General features: G+C 68.4%; 15 protein-coding genes. 11 read left to right on the top strand and 4 right to left on the bottom strand.

Annotated elements, in window-relative coordinates:
• Positions 1 to 60: 60 nt before the first annotated feature.
• Positions 61 to 1,347 carry a hydroxylamine reductase gene (hcp, locus tag AB2385_RS03430; protein ID WP_367653524.1) on the bottom strand — a complete coding sequence of 429 codons (1,287 nt, stop codon included), beginning with the start codon at positions 1,345 to 1,347 and terminating at the stop codon, positions 61 to 63.
• A gap of 306 nt (positions 1,348 to 1,653) precedes the next feature.
• On the opposite strand from hcp, the gene AB2385_RS03425 reads away from it, so the two are divergent.
• The 6 genes from AB2385_RS03425 to AB2385_RS03400 all read left to right on the top strand — a co-directional run bounded on the left by AB2385_RS03425 (position 1,654) and on the right by AB2385_RS03400 (position 10,229).
• Positions 1,654 to 3,909 carry an SH3 domain-containing protein gene (locus tag AB2385_RS03425; RefSeq protein WP_367653523.1) on the top strand — a complete coding sequence of 752 codons (2,256 nt, stop codon included), beginning with the start codon at positions 1,654 to 1,656 and terminating at the stop codon, positions 3,907 to 3,909.
• Positions 3,910 to 4,101: 192 nt separating this feature from the next.
• Positions 4,102 to 5,295, top strand: coding sequence for a pyridoxal phosphate-dependent aminotransferase (locus AB2385_RS03420; RefSeq protein ID WP_367653522.1), 1,194 nt, complete (start codon positions 4,102 to 4,104; stop codon positions 5,293 to 5,295).
• 160 nt (positions 5,296 to 5,455) lie between these two features.
• The gene (gene murD, locus AB2385_RS03415; protein WP_367653521.1) at positions 5,456 to 6,814 is read left to right on the top strand and encodes a UDP-N-acetylmuramoyl-L-alanine--D-glutamate ligase; all 1,359 of its coding nucleotides are present in this window, start codon (positions 5,456 to 5,458) and stop codon (positions 6,812 to 6,814) included.
• Positions 6,811 to 7,896, top strand: a complete 1,086-nt coding sequence (gene dinB, locus AB2385_RS03410) for a DNA polymerase IV (protein ID WP_367653520.1) — start codon at positions 6,811 to 6,813, stop codon at positions 7,894 to 7,896. Before murD ends, dinB begins: the two co-directional genes overlap by 4 nt.
• Before the next feature lie 97 nt (positions 7,897 to 7,993).
• The gene (locus tag AB2385_RS03405; RefSeq protein ID WP_367653519.1) at positions 7,994 to 8,821 is read left to right on the top strand and encodes a GNAT family N-acetyltransferase; all 828 of its coding nucleotides are present in this window, start codon (positions 7,994 to 7,996) and stop codon (positions 8,819 to 8,821) included.
• A 166-nt stretch (positions 8,822 to 8,987) separates the two neighbouring features.
• Positions 8,988 to 10,229: a hypothetical protein gene (locus tag AB2385_RS03400; protein WP_367653518.1), complete on the top strand. Its 1,242-nt coding sequence runs from the start codon at positions 8,988 to 8,990 to the stop codon at positions 10,227 to 10,229.
• Between the two features lie 371 nt (positions 10,230 to 10,600).
• Here AB2385_RS03400 and AB2385_RS03395 read toward each other — a convergent pair whose 3' ends face one another.
• Positions 10,601 to 11,473: a S8 family serine peptidase gene (locus AB2385_RS03395; RefSeq protein WP_367653517.1), complete on the bottom strand. Its 873-nt coding sequence runs from the start codon at positions 11,471 to 11,473 to the stop codon at positions 10,601 to 10,603.
• A gap of 202 nt (positions 11,474 to 11,675) precedes the next feature.
• Here AB2385_RS03395 and typA point away from each other — a divergent pair, with 202 nt between their 5' ends.
• The 5 genes from typA to AB2385_RS03370 all read left to right on the top strand — a co-directional run bounded on the left by typA (position 11,676) and on the right by AB2385_RS03370 (position 18,433).
• Positions 11,676 to 13,535, top strand: coding sequence for a translational GTPase TypA (gene typA / locus AB2385_RS03390; RefSeq protein ID WP_367653516.1), 1,860 nt, complete (start codon positions 11,676 to 11,678; stop codon positions 13,533 to 13,535).
• Between the two features lie 300 nt (positions 13,536 to 13,835).
• Positions 13,836 to 15,164, top strand: coding sequence for a pyrimidine-nucleoside phosphorylase (locus AB2385_RS03385; RefSeq protein WP_367653515.1), 1,329 nt, complete (start codon positions 13,836 to 13,838; stop codon positions 15,162 to 15,164).
• Between the two features lie 77 nt (positions 15,165 to 15,241).
• The gene (locus tag AB2385_RS03380) at positions 15,242 to 16,843 is read left to right on the top strand and encodes an ATP-binding protein (RefSeq protein ID WP_367653514.1); all 1,602 of its coding nucleotides are present in this window, start codon (positions 15,242 to 15,244) and stop codon (positions 16,841 to 16,843) included.
• Positions 16,844 to 16,861: 18 nt separating this feature from the next.
• Positions 16,862 to 17,560 (top strand): response regulator transcription factor, encoded by a 699-nt coding sequence (locus AB2385_RS03375; protein WP_367653513.1) that lies wholly within the window; start codon positions 16,862 to 16,864, stop codon positions 17,558 to 17,560.
• 117 nt (positions 17,561 to 17,677) lie between these two features.
• Positions 17,678 to 18,433 carry a hypothetical protein gene (locus tag AB2385_RS03370; RefSeq protein WP_367653512.1) on the top strand — a complete coding sequence of 252 codons (756 nt, stop codon included), beginning with the start codon at positions 17,678 to 17,680 and terminating at the stop codon, positions 18,431 to 18,433.
• A 100-nt stretch (positions 18,434 to 18,533) separates the two neighbouring features.
• Here AB2385_RS03370 and AB2385_RS03365 read toward each other — a convergent pair whose 3' ends face one another.
• Entirely contained in the window at positions 18,534 to 19,481 is a 948-nt protein-coding gene (locus tag AB2385_RS03365) for an ABC transporter ATP-binding protein (protein ID WP_367653539.1), read from the bottom strand.
• 41 nt (positions 19,482 to 19,522) lie between these two features.
• Entirely contained in the window at positions 19,523 to 20,527 is a 1,005-nt protein-coding gene (locus tag AB2385_RS03360; protein WP_367653511.1) for an ABC transporter ATP-binding protein, read from the bottom strand.
• Positions 20,528 to 20,539 lie beyond the last annotated feature (12 nt).

Here is a 20,539-nt window from a genome sequence, read left to right as displayed (position 1 = left end):
GCGTTGCGGAAACAGAAGAGCGAGAAGGGCAAGCCCTTCTCGCTCTTCTGTTTCCGGCCGCTAGCCCAGCAGCGCCTTCAGGTCCGCCTCGGGGGTGGTGGTGAGGTGCAGGTCGAACTGCTCCTGCAGCACCTTCAGAACGCCGGGCGTGATCCAGGCGGGCGGCTTCGGGCCCAGGTAGATGCCCCTGATGCCCAGGGAGAGGAGGCTCATCAGCACGGCCACAGCCTTCTGCTCCATCCAGGAGAGCACGATCGAAAGCGGCAGGTCGTTCACGCCGCAGCCCAGGGCCTCGGCCAGCGCGGCGGCGATGCGGATGGCGGCGATGGCGTCGTTGCACTGGCCCAGGTCCAGCAGGCGGGGGATGCCGTCGATGGTGCCCAGGTCGAGGTCGTTGAAGCGGAACTTGCCGCAGGCCAGCGTGAGGACCAGCGTGTCCGGCGGGGTCTGCCGCACGAACTCCCGGTAGTAGTTGCCCAGCGATCCGGGCGCGTCGCAGCCGCCCACCACGAAGAAGTGCCGGATCTTGCCCGCCTTCACGGCCTCAAGGATCTTGTCGGCCATCGGCAGGACGTTTGTGTCGGCGAAGCCGGTGGTGAGCGTCACCTCTCCGGGCCGCTCTTCGCAGGGCGGCAACGACAGCGCCTTCTCGATCACCGGGGTGAAGTCCCAGTTCTCGATGTGCGGCACGCCCGGCAGCCGGCTGGCGCCCACGGTGAAGATGCGGTCCTTGTAGCTGTCCAGCGGGATCTGCACGCAGTTGGAGGTGCCCACGATCGCACCGGGGAATTCAGCGAAGAGCTTCTTCTGGTCGCACCAGGCGGCGCCAAGGTTGCCCACCAGGTGCGGGAACCGCTTCAGGCCCGGGTAGGCGTGGGCCGGCAGCATTTCGGAGTGGGTGTAGATGTGGATGCCCTTCCCCTCGGTCTGCTTCAGCAGCTCGTAGAGCGCCTTCAGGTTGTGGCCGGTGACCACGATGGCCGGGCCGGCGACCGTGCCGGTGGGAACCTGCGTCGGCACCATCTCGCCGAAGTTGTCGGTGTGGGCCTTCTTCAGCATCGTCATGGCCCGGATGGTCATCTGGCCCGCCTTCATGTTGAGCTCCAGGAAGTGGTTCAGGTCGAAGTCCACGTTGGTGAGCGTGGAGTAGAGCCCCTCGGCGAAGAAGGCGTCGATCTCGGGGTCGGTGTAGCCCAGTTCACGGGCGTGGTACGTGTAGGCCGCGATGCCCTTCAGGGCGTAGATCAGGTTCTCCTGCAGGGCCTGGATGTTTTCGTCCTTCCCACAGATGCCCACCTTGGTGCAGCCGGTGCCGTGGGCGGTCATCTCGCACTGGTTGCAGAACACGTGCCTCAGCTCCTTTGCGAATGCTCGTCTCCGGTATAGCGCAGCCCCCGCACCGGCCCATGTGATGTTTTTCACAGGCCGTACTCAAATGAGCCAAAGAGGTCATGGCCAGCCCGCGGTGTAGCACTTTGGGTCAGCAGCCTTCGCCTGATGACCATTTGCAGGACGTTGCCCCAGACCGAAGGAGCCAGACGGTCAGGGATGGAAAGGAGTAGGCGAAGTTTGTAATAGATGGAACCACATCGTCCAGGCTTCGTCTAACTAGGCATGAGGTTATTCATACGGCTAGTTGAGGAGAGTGGTGCTGTGAAGCGACTCACCGCCGCAGCGCTGTTGTTGGCCTGCCTGATTCCCGTTCCCGCAGAGGCCGCCACCCTGCGCCCCATCGACCAGGACGGCCTCAACGTCCGGTCCGGTCCTGGCACCGAGTACGCCATCCTCGGCGGGCTCGGCTTCGACCAGGAGGCCACCGTGCTGGGCCGGGAGGGACAGTGGTATCGGATCCGGCTGGACTCCGGGCTGGAGGGCTGGGTGGCCGGCTGGTTTTCCCGGGTGCTGTTGGAAGACGAGATGCGCTACGCCGTGGTGGATACCGACGTGCTCAACGTCCGCCGGGAGCCGTCGCTGGACGCCCCGGTTCTGACCCGGCTGTACCAGGGGCAGTACGTGCGCCTGCTGGAGATGATCCCGGAGTGGTGGCGCGTTCAGCTCAGTGACGGCACCGAGGGCTGGGTGTTCTCCCAGTACGTGCAGCAGGCGACGCCGCCCGATGCGGGCACGCAGCCGGGCTCGGGCACGGCGCCCGCCCCGGCTCCTCAGCCTGAGCCGCCGCCCGCCGCACCCGCCGGCACCGTGCCCGACATCGCCTTCACACCGCCCACGGCGCCCGCCGTGCAGCCGGGCAAGGTGGTGCGGGTCTCCGCCGAGACGGGCATCTACGCCGGCCCCAACAGCGAGGCGCGCCGGACGGACACCGTCTGGCCCGGCGAGTCCCTGCAGCTCCTGGACGCCAGCGGCGGCTGGCTGCGGGTGGTCTCGCCCCAGGGCCGCTGGGGTTGGCTGCCCGGCTCGCTGGCTGAGGTGACCGACGGCGACCTGCGCATCCAGGTGAGCGAGACGGGCTGGAGCCTCGCACGGCAGGCGCCGCAACCCGCCAGCACGGCCGCACCGGCCGAGGGCGAGGCGGTGGTGGGGGAGAGGGGCGCCACCCTCTACCTGATCCCCGCGGTGTCGGCGCGGGTGCTGGACGAGCTGCCGCCCGGTGAGCCGGTGGAGGTGCTGGAGCACGACACCGGCTGGGTGAAGGTGCGGCGGGCGTCGGGGCAGGTGGGCTGGACGCGCGCCGGCTTCGTGCGGGAGCGCAGCACGCCGCCCGCAGAGGAGCCGGCCGGCGGCTCCCCGACCGCCTCGCAGGGCTTCAAGGTGAGCATGAGCCAGACCGCCCTCGGCGTCTACCGCCTCGAGGTGGCGGCGCCGGACCAGCCCCTCGGCGAGCCGGTGCTGCAGAACGGCGCGCTGTGGATTCCCTTCGCCACCGGCCTCACCGCCGAGCGGACCATGCCGCTGAACCTCCTGGGGGTGACGAGCGCCACCGTGACCGCCGACGGCCTGCGCCTCGCGCTCAGCGGCGAGCCGCAGGTGACGGTGGAGGCGAGCCTCAGCGGCAACCTGTTCATCACCCTGCGGCCGGTGCTGGCCGGGATCCGGCAGGAGACGGCGGGTGAGAACCGGGTCGTGCACTTCCAGTTGAGCGCAGCGGTGCGGCCGGAGGCCCGCGCGGCGGACGGACAGATCTTCGTGGACTTCCCCGGCGCCGTACTGGGGCCGGTCGAGGTGCCCGCGGGCCTGCAGGTGGTGCAGCATGCCACCGGGGTCCGGGTGGCGGTGGCCAGCAAGCGGCCCTTCGCGCTGAAGGCCGCTGACGGCGGGTACGACCTGGTCATCTACCCGCCGGGCCTGGCCGGCAAGGTGATCATGCTCGATCCCGGCCACGGCGGCGACGATGGCGGCGCCGTCAGCCGCAACGTGGGCGTGGTGGAGAAGGCCGTGAACCTCGACGTCGCGCTCCGGCTGCGGGCGCTGCTGGCGGAGAAGGGGGCCGTGGTCTACATGACCCGGGCCACCGACCGGCGGGTGGCGCCCGAACAGTTCCTGAACGCCGTGGACGGCGAGCCCTGGGACCAGCTGGACCTGCAGTACCGGACGATGCTCGCCAACGCCCTGGGGGTTGACCTGTTCCTCTCGCTGCACCACAACTCGGGCGAGAGCCTCTCTCAGGGCACAGAGGTCTACTACACCAGCGCCACGCTCAACGGCGCCCGCTCCCGGGAACTGGCCCAGCTGCTTCAGGAGGAGCTGGTGGCGGCCCTGGGCACCCGGGACCGGGGCGTGTTCGACGACACCATGTTCGTCACCCGCAACACGCTGGCGCCGTCGGCCCTGGTGGAGGTCGCGTTCATCAACAACCCGACGGAGGGCCCCCGCACCGTGGACCCGGCCTTCCAGAAGGCCGCCGCGGAGGCGATCGTGCGGGCGCTGGAGCGGTTCTACGCCGAGCGGTAGCGCCGCCTCACGACAGGGCAGCGGCCCCGGGTGGCGGTCTCCCCCTGGCAGGGGGACCGCCGCCAGGGGCCGCTTGCAGATCCCTGGAGCGGGAGCAACTTTCCAGCCGTGGTTCGAACGTGTATACTGTCCTAGTGATAAGATTCCGAGAGCCGGCCGAAGATGCAAGGGATGCAAAGGGGTGGTATGCGCATGCGTTTGTCAGCCCGGGCCCGAATCCTGTCGCCCTCTCCGACCATGGCGATTGACGCCAGGTCGAAGCAGATGAAAGCCGAGGGCATCGACGTCGTCAATTTTTCGGTGGGGGAACCCGACTTCGACACCCCGGACGCCATCAAGGCTGCAGGTATCGCCGCCATCCAGCAGGGAAAAACCAAGTATACCCCCTCCGCAGGAACCCTGGAGTTGCGGAAGGCGATCTGTGCGAAGCTGGAACGCGACAACGGCCTGAAATACCACCCCGATGAAATCGTCGTCTCCAACGGAGGCAAGCAGTCGCTCTACAACGCCTACCAGGTAATCCTGGATCCCGGCGAAGAGGTGATCATCCAGGCCCCGTACTGGGTCTCCTACCCCGAGATTGTGCGCCTGGCCGGCGGCGTGCCCGTGGTGGTGGAGACCGATGAATCCACCGGATTCCGCATCACCGCCGACATGATCCGGGAGAAGCTCACCAACCGCACCCGGGCCATCAACCTCAACAGCCCCAGCAACCCCACGGGAGCAGTGCTCACCCGGAAGGACCTGGAGGAGATCGCGGCGCTGGCGGTGGAGCGGGACCTCATCATCGTCACCGACGAGATCTACGAGAAGCTGCTCTACGACGGCGCCGAGCATGTCTCCATCGCCAGCTTCGGCGAGGAGGTCAAGAAGCGGACCATCACCGTGAACGGCCTCTCCAAGGCGTACGCCATGACCGGCTGGCGCATGGGGTACACGGCTTCCGAGCGCATCTTCGCCAAGGCGATGGCCGACCTGCAGTCGCAGTCGACCTCCGGCCCGAGCTCCATCTCCCAGGCCGCCGCGGTTGCGGCCCTCACGGGCAGCCAGGAGCCCGTGGAGCAGATGCGGCAGGAGTTTGACCGCCGCCGCAGGCATATGATGGAGCGGCTGAACCGGCTGCCGGGCTTCTCGGTGAAGGTGGCCCCGCAGGGGGCGTTCTACCTGTTCCCCAACGTCTCCGGCCTCTTCGGCGAGACGGTCGCCGGGCGCAAGATCGAGACCTCGGACGACCTCGCCGAGGTGATTCTGGAGCACGCCCAGGTGGCCGTGGTACCGGGGACGGGCTTCGGCGCGCCGAACTACATCCGCTTCTCCTACGCCACGTCGATGGAGCGCATCGACGAGGGGCTGGACCGCATCGAGCGGCTACTGGCGCAGGGGTAAGAACACGCCTGTCCGGGGCCGGCGCGTGAAGCCGGCTCCGGACAGTCCCGCAGGGAGCGAGCCGCCGTGTGGGTGTTGCCAGAGGCCAGGCCGGCCGCACGGCGGGCGGTGACCAGCGGGCGGGCAGAATCAGTCAGCGTCAACCGGGAGGTCATCCGGGATGGAACTGCAGCGTCGTGCGGCCGTCGTGGGCATCGGGGTTTCCAACCTGGCGCTGATTCGTTACCTGGTTCACAAGGGGGTCAGCGTCACCGCCTGCGACCGGCGGTCCGCCGCGGAGCTCGGGGAGCGGGCGGCGGAGCTTCACCGGCTCGGGGTGCGGCTCGTGACGGGCGAGGGATACCTGGCCCCCCTGGCCGACCACGACCTCATCTTCCTCACCCCGGGCATGCCCAAGCACCTGCCGGAAATCGAGGCGGCCCGGCGGCGGGGCGCGGTGATCTCCGGCGAGATCGGCCTGGTGCTCGACCTCTGCCGCGCCCCCGTGATCGGGGTGACGGGCAGCGCGGGCAAGACCACCACGACCACGCTGATCGGCGAGATCCTGCGCGCCTCTGCCCGCGAGATCCACGTGGGCGGCAACATCGGCACGCCGCTCATCGAGAAGGTGGAGGCGATTCCGCCCGAGGCCGTGGTGGTGCTGGAGCTCTCGTCCTTCCAGCTCCAGCTCGTGCGCCGCTCGCCCCACATCGCCGTCATCACCAACATCAGCCCCAACCACCTGGACGTGCACGCCACCATGGAGGAGTACGTGGAGGCGAAGAAGGGGATCTTCCGCTGCCAGTCGCCAGCCGACTGGCTGGTGCTGAACGCGGACGACCCCCTCGTCCGCTCCTTTGCGGACGAGGCCCGCAGCCGGGTGGTGCTCTTCAGCCGTCGGGGCGACCCCGGCGGCAGGGACGCCGCCTTTATCCGGGACGGCCAGCTGGTCTGGCGCCGGGGCGGCCAGGAGCTTCCCACTCTGTTGGTGGAGGAGCTCAGACTGCCCGGCCTGCACAACCAGGAGAACGTCCTGGCCGCCATGGCGGCCTGCTACCTCGCAGGCGCGCCGCTCTCGGCCGTCCGCGAGGTGCTGACCCGCTTCACCGGCGTCGAGCACCGCATCGAGCCGGTGCGGGTGCTGGACGGAGTGAAGTGGTACAACGACTCCAAGGCCACGTCGCCCACCGAGGCGGTGGCGGCGCTCTCGACGCTGCCCGCGCCGATCGTGCTCATCGCGGGCGGGTCCGACAAGGGCATCCGCTTTGACCCCATCGCCCCGCTGGTGAAGGAAAAGGTGAAATGCCTGATCCTGACGGGGCCCACCGCCCCCAAGATCGAGGAGGCGGTGCGACGGGGCGGCTACACCGGGCCGGTGCACCGGGCGGCCGACATGGCCGAGGCGGTGGCTCTCGCCCGGGCTGCCGCCGTCTCGGGAGACACCGTGCTGCTCTCCCCCGCCTGCGCCTCGTTTGACGCCTACCGGAACTTCGAGGAGCGGGGGCGGCACTTCAAGTCGCTGGTGGAGGCGCTGCAGTGAGGAAGGACCTCTGGGTCATCCACCTGGACATGGACGCGTTCTTCGCCTCCATCGAGCAGCGGGACAACCCGCACCTGAGGGGAAAGCCCGTGATCGTGGGCGGCTTCCCCAACTCCCGGGGCGTGGTGTCCACCTGCTCGTACGAGGCGCGCCGCTTTGGGGTGCGCTCCGCCATGCCCTCGCGCGAGGCCCTCAGGCGTTGTCCCCAGGCGATCTTCATCCGGCCCAACCACGCCAAGTACGCCGAGGTGGGCCGGCAGGTGCGCGCGATCATGCGGCGGTTTACAGACGTGATCGAGCCGCTCTCGATTGACGAGGCCTTCCTGGACGTGTCGGGTCAGGACGCCGTGCACGTGGCCCGGGAGCTGAAGGCGGCCATCAAGGCGGAGCTGCAGCTCACCGGCTCTGCGGGCGTCTCGTACTGCAAGTTCCTGGCCAAGCTGGCCTCCGACATGCAGAAGCCCGACGGCCTCACGGTGATCACCTGGGAGCGGGCGCAGCAGCTGCTCCCCACCCTGCCGGTGCGCAGGCTGTGGGGCGTGGGGCCGGCCACGGAGCAGGCGCTGAACGCCCTGGGCATCTTCACCTGCCGGGACCTGCTGGCCTACGACCTGGAGACCCTGCGGAAGCACTTCGGCAAGCGGGCCGACGAGCTGGTGGAGCTGGCCCGGGGGATCGACCCGAGTCCGGTGGTGCCGTACCGGGAGGCCAAGTCCATCGGCGAGGAGAACACCTTCCCCGTCGACCAGACCGACCGGGCCTACCTGATGGAGCTGCTGGAACGGTATGCTGACAACCTGGCGGCGGAGCTGCAGCGGCAGGGGCTGGCCGCCCGCACGGTGACGGTGAAGATCAAGTGGAACGTCTTCGTCGAGCGCGGGCCCAAGGAAGGCGACTTCCTGCAGATCACCCGCAGCCAGACCCTGCCCATGCCCACCAGCGACGCCCGCACCATCGGCCGGGTCGCCAGGGAAATCTTCAGCCGGGTGGAGTGGGAGGGGCGGAAGGTGCGGCTGCTGGGGCTCTCGGTGCACAACCTGGTGAAGAAGGGCGAGCTGTTTCAGGCGTATCTGCCGCTGTAACGCCGGGGTGGACTTCCTGAGGTGGTATATACCACAACGGCGGCGCTGGTAAGCGCTCGGCGGGTAGTCAATTCGGGTTCCGTACGGGAGTGTCTGCATGCTAACCGAAACGCAGCAGGCTGCGGTTGCCGCCCTTCAGCAGGCGGTGGAGGCGCACGATGGTATCGCGCTGAAACTCAACTGGGACTGCCTGAGGCGGACCGACCGCACCGATCCGGATTTCCTGCGGTATCAGGACGGGCGCCTGATCGGTTTTCTCGGTGTCTACGGCTTCGGTTCCACAGTGGAACTGTGCGGGATGGTGCATCCGGACGTGCGGCGGCGGGGGCACTTTCAGGCGCTCTACGACCAGGCGATGGACTACTGCCGCAAGGCCGGCTTCACGGAGATTCTGCTGAACAGCCCCACGGCTTCCGAGGCCGGACGGGCGTTTCTCCGGAAGCAGGGCGCCCGGTATGCCTTCACCGAGCACCAGATGAAGTGGGCGGGCGCCACCCTTCCGGCGGCGGATCCGGGCCTCCTTCGCCCTGCCACTCCTGAAGACGTGGAGACGCAGGTCCGCCTGGATGTCGAGGCATTCGGGACGGACGAAGCCGACGCACGGAGCATGAACCGCCGGATGCTTCAGGAACCCGGCACAACCACGTACATGATCCTGCACGAGGGAACCGCCGTGGGCAAAATCCGGGTGCAGCGGAGTGGAGCCGAAGCGTGGCTCTACGGGTTCGCGGTGTTCCCCCGCTTCCAGGGCCGGGGCATCGGGCGGCGGGCGCTCGAGACCGTCGTCGCCCGGCTCGCGGCCCAGGGCTGCGCGGTGTTCCTGGAAGTGGAGGCGAGAAACGCCCGGGCGCTGCAACTCTACACCTCGGTGGGTTTTCAAGTGGTGCAGGGGCAGGATTACTACTACCCCGGGCCTGTCAGCTAGTCCGGGCGCCCACCGGGGCGCCCTCTCGTTGGAGCGGGGCTGTGCCCGTGTGGGCACGGCCCTTTGCAATGGCTACGGTTCGGTGGAAGAAAAGTGGGACAGGCGCGGGAAGAACGCCAGACGTGGTGTGGCGGTCTATAGAATGGACCCGGAGGGAGGGCAGACGATGCGAACGCTCCTGTGGTTGGTGATTCTGCTGTTGCTGGCGGGCTGCAGTTCGGGCTACAAGCCGGGCACCTACGGCTCCCAGCGGGTCGAGGAGCCGGCCGAGTATGCCCGCAGGGCGATTCCCGGATGGGCCCGGGCGGAGCAGGAGGGGCTGGTGGTGGCCTTGGACCGCACGTTCGCCATTCCGGACACCGACGCCCGGGTGAGGCTGGATGCGGTCTGGTACAGCCCGCTCCGGACGTACGTGCTCTACACGACCACGGGCAGTCCCTTCATGGCCACCTGGATTGAGACGGATTGGGGCATCGGGATGGGAGACTGGGGGCCGAATCCTTACTGGCACGGATATGGAGCGTTCTCCGCCGAGGGGTTCCACCAGGTGATGATCCTGCCCCCGGTGGAGCGGCCGCTTTCCGCCGATGCCGTGACCGTGGAGGTCACGAAGTGGTATGCGATGACGCCCGCCAAACGCGACCTCGCCGAGCCCGGCACGCACTACGCCCCGCTGGTGTTCGAACTGCCTGTGCGGGAGGAGTACCTGGACCCCGCGCCGGAGCAGTTCCCGCTCGACCTGGAGGGCACCGGGCTGGGCCGCACGCTGCGGGTGGACCGGTTGGAGGTGAGCGTCGGGCAGGCCAGGCTGCACGGCCGTATCACGCTGCTCCCCGGTGAGCACGACCCCGCTCTCGGCGCCGACCTGGTCTTCGGCGACACGGCCCGAGACATGGTCGATTTTGACCGGGAACCGGACGGCAGCTTCATCGCCACTTTCGAGCCGCCGGACGAGTGGCCCGTCCCGGTCCGCCTGAAACTCCACGGCATCGGGTTCGCAACCGAGCAGGTGCTGGAGGCGGTGATTCCGTGGGGCCAGTTCGGCGGGCAGGAGGTCGTGGTGGAGCCGGCTGACCTGGTGGTGATGCCGTTCTACGACGGCGCCTACCGCCTGCACAAGGTGGATGAACGGGGCGTCAGCTTCGAGATCATGAAACCCGACCGCCTGCCGCGGGTGACTCCGACCTACTCGATTCCGAAGGTGGAGTTCATCGGCCCGGGTGGGGAGACGGTGACGAACATGCAGACCGGAGGCGGGCACATCGGCGAGGGCAAGCAAGGGGTCAGCTACCTGTTCGCGGACGAGGCGTCGCCGGCGATGCGGGCCGCCGACGAGATCACCGTGCGCCTCATCCACCCCGAGGCCGTGCTGGACCTGGACGAGACCTGGATGCTGGTCGATCGGTAAGCCGCGATCACAGCAAGAAAGGCGCTTCGCTGGTCGGAGCGCCTGATCGCGCAGGGGTAAGTTCGCCTAACCACGCCCGGACGGGCCATTCTGGGGTGAACTCGAGTCGCACGGGGCTGCTCATCTCTGCTGCACAGACTCCCGGATGATCCGGTTGGTCTCCTCCGGCGCATCCTGATTCGCGTTGTGCCGGGCTCCCCGCACCAGATGGAACGCCACGCCCGTCCCGCCCCCATGCCGTCATCGACTTCTTGATGTTTCCCGTGGCGTCGTGCTTGCCGAGGATGAGCAGGGTCCGGTCGGGGTAGCCCTCCCCCGGCTCGTCCAGAAGTCGCCAGCATAGCGGGGCCGCCTTCCTGCAGGCGGCCCCTTCACACTTCCGCGCGCAGCAGCCGGTCTGCCCGGAGCAGGCCAGCGCCCTGGGCGGAGACCGGAACCTCCGGCAGCCACTCGGCGGTGGCCTTGAGACGGGCGCGGATGGCTGCCGGTCCGAGGCCGGGGCGCACCTGGAGCAGCAGGGCCGCCGCGGCCGTCACGTGAGGTGCGGCCATGGAGGTGCCGCTCATATAGCCGAATGCCCCGCCCGGGAGCAGTGAGAAGAGCCCGGTGCCGGGGGCCACGAGATCCACCTCCGGCCCGCGGCTGGAGAAGCGGGCCAGCCGGTCGCGGCGGTTGGAGGCCGCCACCGCGACGACCTCCGGGTAGACCCCCGGCGTGTCAACGCTGCCGGCGCGTCCGTCGTTGCCTGCCGCCCCCACCAGCAGGATGCCGTACCGGTCCAGGGTGCGGATCGCCCGGGCCAGCTGCTCGCTGGCCTGTCGGTCGGTGCCGAAGCTGAGGTTCACGATCTCGCATCCCTGCTCCAGGCACCACCGGAGTCCCGCCACGATGTCGGCGATGCGCCCCACGCCCTTCCGGTCGAAGATCTTCACCGGCCGGATGCGCAGCGGCGGCGGCCACACCGGTCGCTCCCGCTGCAGGGCCCCGGAAGCCACCGCCAGGATGCCGGCGATGTGGGTGCCGTGGCCGTGCTCGTCCTGGGGCGGCTTGCCGGGGCTCAGGAGGTTGATGCCCGGGCCCAGCAGGTGCCGCAGGTACGGGTGCTTCAAGTCGACGCCGCTGTCCAGCAGACCCACCTCGACCGGCCTGTACTGCACCCGCTCCATGCGCACCAGCCGCCAGGCCTCGGGGAAACCGGTCCGCCGGATGTGCCACGGGGGAGACTGCCATACCGATCGGCCCATAACATAGGATCGCTCCTCTGGTCGGCAGGCGCCCGGAGCCCGCCCGGGTCTCACCCATCAGTACGGCACGGCGGGCCGGATTGCTACCGGCGTGACGTGTGCTTTACTTTTTATGGCACTCCCCGTATAATACGAGAATTGGGTCCTGCGTTGTGGACCCTGATTCAGGTGGGCAGACTTCGCCTAAGGAGCGCGATGACACATGAAGCGAACGGACCTGCGCAATGTGGCGATCATCGCCCACGTCGATCACGGCAAGACCACGCTGGTCGACGGTCTGCTCCGCCAGTCCGGCGCGTTCCGCGCCAACGAGCAGGTCGCCGAGCGCGTGATGGACTCCAACGAGCTGGAGCGGGAGCGGGGCATCACCATCCTGTCCAAGAACACCGGGATCATCTACAAGGGCGTACGGATCAACATCGTGGATACTCCCGGACACGCGGACTTCTCCGGCGAGGTCGAGCGGATCATGACGATGGTGGACGGCTGCCTCCTGGTCGTGGACGCGGCCGAGGGGCCGATGGCGCAGACCAAGTTCGTACTGCGCAAGGCCATGGAGGCGGGCCTGAAGCCGGTGGTGGTGATCAACAAGATCGACCGCCCCGACCGGCGGATCGCCGAGGTGGAGGACGAAATCCTCGACCTGTTCATCGAGTTAGGCGCGGACGATGACCAGCTGGAGTACCCCGTGATCTACGCCTCGGCGCGCGACGGCGTGGCGACGTACAGCCTGGATGAGGAGGGGAAGGATCTCCGGCCCATCTTCGACACGATCCTGGAGCACATCCCCTGCCCCGAGGGCGACCCGGACGCCCCGCTGCAGGCGATGGTCACCTCGCTGGACTACGACGAGTACGTGGGGCGCGTCGCCATTGCCCGCATCCGGCAGGGTACGGTGAAGGCCGGCCAGCAGGTGGCGGTGGCGAAGCTGGACGGGAGCGTCGTCCGGTTCCGCGCGGCGCAGCTCTTCGGCTTCCAGGGGCTGAAGCGGGTGCCCCTCGAGGAGGCGTCGGTGGGCGACATCATCGCCATGACCGGCCTGGAGGACGTGAACATCGGCGAGACCATCACCGATCCCGAGAACCCGCAGCCGCTGCCGCCCATCAAGGTCGACGAGCCGACGATGCAGATGACCTTCCGCACCAACGACTCGCCCTTCGCCGGCCGGGAGGGCAAGTACGTCACCTCCCGCCACCTGCGGGCACGCCTCTTCAAGGAACTGGAGCGGAACGTGGCCCTGCGGGTGGAGGAGACCGACTCCCCTGACGCCTTCATCGTCTCCGGCCGCGGCGAGCTGCACCTTTCGATCCTCATCGAGACCATGCGCCGCGAGGGTTACGAACTGGCGGTCTCCAAGCCGAAGGTGATCTTCCGCAAGGACGAAAACGGCAACCGGCTGGAGCCGCTGGAACAGCTGATCATCGACCTGCCCGAGGAGTACATGGGCACGGTCATGGAGGCGCTGGGCACGCGCAAGGCCGAGATGACCAACATGGTCAACCACGGCAACGGCAACGTGCGCCTGGAGTTCATCATCCCCGCCCGGGGCCTCATCGGCTTCCGTTCGGAGTTCCTCACCATGACCCGCGGCTACGGCATCATGCACCACGTCTTCTACGACTACGGGCCGTACCGGGGCGACATCCCGACCCGCACGCGGGGCTCCCTGGTGGCCTCGGAGGCGGGCGTGGCCACGCAGTACGCCCTCTACCAGCTGCAGGACCGGGGAACGCTCTTCATCGAGCCCGGCACCGAGGTGTACGTGGGGATGGTGGTGGGCGAGAGCAACCGCGGGCAGGACATCGACGTGAACGTCTGCAAGACGAAGCACCTCACCAACATCCGGGCGGCGGGCTCTGACGAGAAGCTGCTGCTGGACCCGCCCCGCCTGCTCACGCTGGAAGAGGCACTGGAGCAGATCGACGACGACGAACTGGTGGAGGTCACGCCCAAGTCGATCCGGCTCCGCAAGCAGTACCTCGACCCGCTCATCCGGGCGCGGGTGGCCAAGGGGAAGGAGATCAACGCCGAGGTGCTGCAGCGGCTGAAGCAGGGGCGCTAGCCGCCCGAGCGGGGGTACAGACGGCAAACCAGTGGAGGGCAGGGATGCCCTCCACTTTTGCATGCGGCGGGCGTTGGGCCGGCCGCACACGGCAACAGGGGGTGCGGCCTCCCGGGACCGGATAAGTCCGAGTCGGCCCGGCCGTGTACGCGGGTGCCGACCGGGCCGAATGGGGTACGCTACCGGAAGGCGTGGCAAGGTGTGGCAGCGGCGCGATATCCAGAGATGGGCGTTCGACAGGAACCGCTTGCCAGACGGTCGAAAGGTTAAGGGGCATTGGTTTCGAAGGAGGAGTCAAGAGTGCGCGCATACGACATCATCTACCGCAAGCGTATGGGTAAGGAACTGACCACCGAGGAAATCCGGAGCCTCATTGCGGGGTATGTCTCGGGCGAGGTGCCCGATTACCAGATGTCGGCATGGGCGATGGCCGTGTGCTTCCAGGGCATGACGGCCCGCGAGACCGCCGACCTGACGATGGCGATGGCCGAGTCGGGCGACATGATCGACCTCTCGGCGATCCGTGGCCGCAAGGTCGACAAGCATTCCACCGGCGGCGTGGGTGACAAGGTCTCGCTGGTGCTGGTTCCGCTGGTGGCGGCCTGCGGCGCTCCGGTGGCCAAGATGTCCGGCCGGGGGCTCGGGCACACGGGCGGCACCATCGACAAGCTGGAGTCGATCCCCGGGTTCCGGGTGGAGCTCACCAAGGAGGAGTTCGTCGACCAGGTGAACCGCGTCGGCTGCGCCGTGGCGGGCCAGACGGGCAACCTGGTGCCCGCCGACAAGAAGCTGTACGCCCTGCGGGACGTGACCGCCACGGTCGACTCGATTCCGCTCATCGCGTCGTCGATCATGTCCAAGAAGATCGCCGGCGGTGCGGACGCGGTGGTGCTCGACGTGAAGGTCGGCTCGGGCGCCTTCATGAAGAACCTCGACGACGCCTTCCGCCTCGCCGAGACCATGGTGGCCATCGGCCGGCAGGTGGGGCGGGAGGTCGCCGCCATCATCTCCGACATGGACCAGCCGCTGGGCCACGCCGTGGGCAACGCGCTGGAGGTCGCGGAGGCGATCGAAACCCTGCGCGGCTTCGGCCCGAAAGACCTGGAGGAGATCTGCCTCCGGCTCGGTGCGCAGATGCTCCGCCTCGCCGGGGTGGCGGCGGACGAGGCCGAGGCGCGCCAGCAGCTGCTGCGTGCCCTGCGCTCGGGGCGCGGCCTGAACAAGCTGATCGAGATGGTCGAGGCCCAGGGGGGCGACTCCACCTACATCCGGCAGCCGGTGAAACTGCCTCGGGCCCGGCGGGTGGTGCCGGTCGTGGCCAGCGAGGGCGGCTTCGTGCAGTCCATCGAGGCGCTGGAGGTGGGCGTGGCGGCCATGATGCTGGGCGCCGGAAGGGAGACCAAGGGGGCGCCCATCGATCTGGGCGTCGGCGTCGTCCTCCGCAAGAAGGTGGGCGAGGCCGTGGCGCCGGGCGACGTGCTGGCGGAGCTGCACGTCAACTCGGAGGCCCGCCTGGCCGAGGCGCAGGCGCGGCTGCAGGGGGCCTACCGGATCGGTCCTGAGAAGCCGGCCGAGCGGCCGCTGGTCTATGGCATGGTGACTGCGGCGGGGACCGAACGGTGGGTGTGATGGTCCCCTGATGGGTCGAGGGTCGGATGGTGCGCCCGGGGGAGGCAAGGTATGATAGGGACAAGGGAAGTGGTCTCATGCGCAGCCTGACGGCGAAGTTCATGGTGGGCATCACGGGCCTGGTGCTCGCGGTGCTCTTCATCGCTCTCTCCTGGGACTTCGCCTACCAGCAGCGGCAGGCCGACGCCGACCTCCTCGCCAAGGCGAGCCTCGTGGCCAAGCAGCAGCAGGCGACGCGCTCGTTCATCTCCCGCTCCAGCGGCGGCGAGTACGTCCACGGCGAGGCCCGCCCGCTGGAGCCCGCCGACGTGGGCCGGGGGGTCAGCGACATCTTCGAGGACCTCTCCAAGTCGCAGGTGAAGCAGACGAACCTGGTGCCCCGCATCCCCGAGAACGCACCGGACGAGTTCGAACGCGCCGCCCTCGAGTACTTCCTCCAGAGCGACGAGAACAACGAGGTGTGGCAGCGGGTGACCCTGGAGGACGGCACGCCGGCGTTCCGCTACGTGATGGCCCTCCGGGCCGAGGAGTCGTGCCTCCGCTGCCACGGCGAGCCCAAGGGCGAGCTGGACCCCACGGGCTACCCCAAGGAGGGCCTGAAGCTCGGGGACCTGGCGGGGGCCATCAGCGTGACGCTGCCCATGCGGGAAACGCTGGCCGCCGCGCGGGCCGAGTCGATCCGGCTCGCCGCCTTCGTCGTCTTTCTGGCGCTGTTCTGCTTCGGCCTGATCTGGATCATCCTCCGGCAGCAGATCGCCGCCCCGCTGGAGGAGCTGGCGGCGGTGGCCACGAGCGTCGGCATGGGCCAGTTCCTCATCAGCAAGGAGCGGCTGCGGCCCCTCCGGGCCAACCACGAGACGGCGGTGGTGGCCGACGCCTTCGAGCAGATGTCAGACCGGCTGCGTGAGCTCTACACCGGCCTGGAGCAGAAGGTGGCGGAACGCACGCGGGAGCTGGAGGAGGCGAACCAGGCCCTGGAGCGGGCCTCCCGCTACAAATCGGAGTTCCTCACCATGATCTCCCACGAGCTCCGCACGCCCCTGACCTCGATCATCACCTTCACCGAACTGCTCCTGAACGACCCGCGGCTGGAGCCGGAGCAGCGCGAGTCCCTGAGCGAGGTGCTGGAGTCCAGCCAGAAGCTGCTGAACATGATCACCAACCTGCTGGACTACTCCCGCCTCGAGGCGGGGAAGGTGAAGCTCTTCCGGGAGATGCTGGACCTCGCCGATCCCGTCCGCGACGTCGTCCGGACGGTGCAGCCGCTCGCGGAGAAAAAGCGGATCCGGCTCACGGTGGACTGCCCGTCGGGCCTGCCGCTGGTCTCCGCCGACCCCCTGCGCGTGTCGCAGGTGCTTATGAACCTGCTCAGCAACGCCATCAAGTTCACCCCCGAAGGGGGGCGGGTGTCGGTGGAGTGCCGGCCGGTGGGCGATGAGCTCCACGTGACCGTGCGGGACACGGGCCCCGGGGTGCCCAGGGAGGAGCAGGAGGTCATCTTCGAGGCTTTCCGGCAGGGCGGAGCGCGTCGGCCGGAGGGCTGGGGGCTGGGGCTGGCGCTCTCGGCGTCCCTGGTGAAAGCGCACGGCGGCCGGATCTGGGTGGAGTCGGAACCCGGGGCCGGCGCTGCCTTCACATTCACGCTACCGACCTGGTCGGAGCAAGGGAGCGGAGGCTAAAGCAAGGGAGCGGAGGCTATGGCGAGCACGAAGAAGCGGATTCTGGTGGTGGATGATGACCCGAAGATCCTGAAGGCGCTGGATCAGGCGCTGCAGCAGGAGGGGTACGAGGTCTACCGGGCGGAGGACGGGCTGGAGGCGCTGCGCCTCGCACAGTCGCTCAAGCCCGACCTGATGATCCTGGACATCATGCTGCCCAAGATGGACGGCTTCGAGGTCCTGGCCCAGCTGCAAGCGACGGACAGCATCCCCACGCTGATCCTCTCGGCCCGCGGCGAGGAGATGGACAAAGTGGTCGGCTTCAACGTGGGCGCCGACGACTACCTGACGAAGCCCTTCCGCCTCTCCGAACTGTTGCTGCGCGTCAAGGCGATCCTGCGCCGCACCTCGGGTCCGGCGCGGCCTGCCGCCGAGGAGCAGGTGCTCCGGTTCAGGGACATCGAGATCAACCGCTCCTCGCGCACGGTGGTGGTGCGGGGCCAGCCGGTGGAGCTCACGCCGAAGGAGTTCGACCTGCTCTGGCTCCTGGCCAGCCACCCGGGCCACGTCTTTAGCCGCGAGGCGCTCCTGCAGCGAGTGTGGCACTCCGACTACTCGGGCGACGAGGCCGCCCTCACGGTCTGCGTGCGCCGGCTGCGGGAGAAGATCGAGCGGGATCCCGGGCATCCCGAGTTTGTCAAGACCATTTGGGGCATAGGCTACAAGTTCGAGGCATAGTATCCTTAGGTAACGATTTTGTCCCTGTTAGGTTTGGGCAATATCGGCGAAAGGATTGTGATAGAATCGGGCGCTACCCTGAAGGTGAGAACGTCCGCCGTTCAGGGGGTGCTCGATTTGTCACATGTCCTCCACGCCGTCGGGCTGCAGCTGCTCTCGTGGTCGTTCGGCCTTTCGGCCGTGTTGGCCTTTCTGGACAGCCGCAGCGGCCCGGTGCGCGATCATCCGCCGCTGGGCTGGCGCGTCGCAGGCATGCTCTCCGGCCCCCTGGCCGGGCTCGGCTGCCTCGCCCTGCTGGCCGGCGGCGCCGAGCGGTGGGTCTGGCTCGGCCTGGCCCTGCCCTACGCGACGATGGCCCTGGTTGCCTCGTGGACCTGGTTGCGGCGCGTCCGGTTCGACCTCCGGCGCCAGCGCGGGCGGGAGGCGGCCATTCTGGGGTTGATCGCGGTGCTCTTCGCCAGCCTCTGCCAGACGGGCGGTGACCAGCTGCCTGCGCTCTCGCTGGCCGCGTCACTGGGCACGGCCGCACTGGCGGGCGGCCTCGGCATCCTGGCGCTCTGCAGCGCCGTCGGCGGGGAGCGCGATGAGGTGGAGGTGGAGGCGGACTGCGACGGGATCCCGGTCCGGGCTATCGCCACCGGCCTTGGCATCACGTTCCTGGCCGCCACCGACGTGGGCCGCGGCCTGCTGCTGGGCGGCATCACCTTGCAGGCCCCGCTGGGGTTCTGGCTGGCCGGGTCGCTTCTGTTGCCGCTGGCGCTCCTGCTGGTGGGCCAGCGCCGGGCTTCGTGGAACTGTCCCGCACTGTCGTCGGCCGCGTGCGCGGCGGCCCTGATCGGACAGTTTGCGCTGCAGACCGCCCTCATCGCCTGAGTCCGGCCGCTTCGCCCGTTCATCGCAGACAGAGAAAGACCAGGGTGGATTAGCACCCTGGTCTTTTGATCTATCCGTCGGAATCGGGGCCTCGAGGGGGTCAGCTCCCCACGGGGAAGTGGCAGGCCACCTCGTGGCCCGTCTCCACGGTCACCAGCTGCGGGTCCTCCGTGCGGCACCGCTCCTGCACGTAGGAGCAGCGGTTCTGGAACCGGCAGCCGGGGGGCGGGTTGACGGGGCTGGGCGGGTCGCCCTCCAGGAGGATGCGCTGCCGGGTGGTTTCGATTTTCGGATCGGGAATGGGCGCAGCCGAGAGGAGCGCCAGCGTGTAGGGGTGCATCGGGTGCCGGTACAGCGTGTCGCTGTCGGCCAACTCGACGATGCGACCCAGGTACATCACCGCGATGCGGTGGGAGATGTGCTTGACCATGGCCAGGTCGTGGGCGATGAACAGGTAGGCCAGCCCCAGCTGGGCCTGCAGGTCTTCCAGCAGGTTCACGACCTGCGCCTGAATGGAGACGTCGAGCGCCGAGATCGGTTCGTCGCACACGATGAACTGGGGCTCCACGGCCAGTGCCCGGGCGATGCCGATGCGCTGCCGCTGGCCGCCCGAGAACTCGTGGGGGAAGCGGTTGGCATGCTCGGGCAGGAGGCCCACCAACTCCAGCAGGTGGTAGATCCGGTCCATCCGCTCCTGGCCGGTGGCCAGGTTGTGGATGTCGATGGCCTCGCCGATGATGTCGGCGGCCGTCATGCGGGGGTCAAGGGAAGCGTAAGGGTCCTGGAAGATCATCTGCATCTTGCGCCGGTAGGGGAGGAACTCCTTCTCGGGCAGGTGGGCAATCTCCTTGCCCTCGAAGTAGACCTCGCCCGCGGTGGGCTTGTAGAGGCGGAGGAGCGTGCGGCCGACGGTGGTCTTGCCGCAGCCCGACTCGCCCACGAGGCCCAGCGTCTCGCCGGGGCGGATCGAGAAGCTGACGTCGTCGACGGCCTGGACGGCACCGATCTGGCGGGGAATCGGGAAGCCGGCCGTGATCGGAAAGTGCATCTTGAGGTTCTTGACCTCGATGAGCGGCTTGGCCTGCTCGTTCACGGCTCCGACACCTCCTGCTCAGGGTTGACGGGCGGAGCGTCCGGGTGCAGCAGCCAGCACGCCGCCTGGTGTTCGTCGCTGAGCTTGGTCATCTGGGGCTGCTCGGCGGCGCAGATGTTCATGGCGTACGGGCAGCGGGGGTGGAAGGGGCACCCGGGCGGTGGTTGCAGCATGTTGGGCGGGGAGCCTGCGATGGCCTCCAGCCGCGCACGCGGCTGGTCGGGGCGCGGCACCGCCCGGAGCAGGGCCCAGGTGTACGGATGCCGGGGCTCCTCGAAAATCTCGGTCACGGTGCCCACCTCGGCCACGCGGCCGCCGTACATCACCGCCACGCGATCCGCCATGCCGGCGACGACGCCGAGGTTGTGGGTGATGAGCACAACAGAGCTGTTGAACTCCTTCTGGAGCCGCTTCAGCAGGTCCAGGATCTGGGCCTGAATCGTCACGTCCAGAGCCGTGGTGGGCTCGTCGGCGATGATCAGCTTGGGATTGCAGGCGAGCGCCATGGCGATCATCACGCGCTGGCGCATGCCGCCGGAGAACTCGTGGGGGTACTGCTTGAGCCGTCGCTCCGGCGCCGGCACGCCCACCAGACTGAGCAGCTCGATGGACCGCTTGTCCGCCTCGGCGCGGGAGAGGCCCAGGTGCTGCATCATGCCTTCCCGCATCTGCAGGCCGATGGTCAGCGTCGGGTTGAGGCCCGTCATGGGGTCCTGGAAGACCATGGCGATGTCCTTGCCCCGGATCTTCCGCATCTCGCGCTCGGGGAGGCTGATCAGGTCGACGCCACCGAAGATGGCCTTTCCTTCGGTGCGGGCGTTGCTGGCCAGCAGGCGCATCACGGCGAGCATGGTGACGCTCTTGCCAGAGCCGGATTCGCCGACGACGGCCAGGCACTCGCCCTCCCGCACGGTCAGGTTCACGTCCCGCACGGCCTGTACTTCGCCGGCGTAGGTCGTGAACGTGGTGCGGAGTCCTTCGATGGTGAGAATGGGGTTCATGGCCGTTCCTCC

It is taken from the genome of Symbiobacterium sp., from assembly GCF_040797425.1.
GTDB lineage: Bacteria > Bacillota > Sulfobacillia > Symbiobacteriales > Symbiobacteriaceae > Symbiobacterium.
The sequence above is the reverse complement of the archived record's forward strand: the minus strand, read 5'-3'. Positions and strand labels throughout refer to the sequence as shown.

Coding starts and splice junctions, on each gene's coding strand:
- AB2385_RS03420 (WP_367653522.1), top strand. CDS start 4,102: ATGCGTTTGTCAGCCCGGGCCCGAATCCTGTCGCCCTCTCCGACCATG.
- murD (WP_367653521.1), top strand. CDS start 5,456: ATGGAACTGCAGCGTCGTGCGGCCGTCGTGGGCATCGGGGTTTCCAAC.
- AB2385_RS03405 (WP_367653519.1), top strand. CDS start 7,994: ATGCTAACCGAAACGCAGCAGGCTGCGGTTGCCGCCCTTCAGCAGGCG.
- AB2385_RS03400 (WP_367653518.1), top strand. CDS start 8,988: ATGCGAACGCTCCTGTGGTTGGTGATTCTGCTGTTGCTGGCGGGCTGC.
- AB2385_RS03395 (WP_367653517.1), bottom strand. CDS start 11,473: ATGGGCCGATCGGTATGGCAGTCTCCCCCGTGGCACATCCGGCGGACC.
- typA (WP_367653516.1), top strand. CDS start 11,676: ATGAAGCGAACGGACCTGCGCAATGTGGCGATCATCGCCCACGTCGAT.
- AB2385_RS03380 (WP_367653514.1), top strand. CDS start 15,242: ATGCGCAGCCTGACGGCGAAGTTCATGGTGGGCATCACGGGCCTGGTG.
- AB2385_RS03375 (WP_367653513.1), top strand. CDS start 16,862: ATGGCGAGCACGAAGAAGCGGATTCTGGTGGTGGATGATGACCCGAAG.
- AB2385_RS03365 (WP_367653539.1), bottom strand. CDS start 19,481: ATGCACTTTCCGATCACGGCCGGCTTCCCGATTCCCCGCCAGATCGGT.
- AB2385_RS03360 (WP_367653511.1), bottom strand. CDS start 20,527: ATGAACCCCATTCTCACCATCGAAGGACTCCGCACCACGTTCACGACC.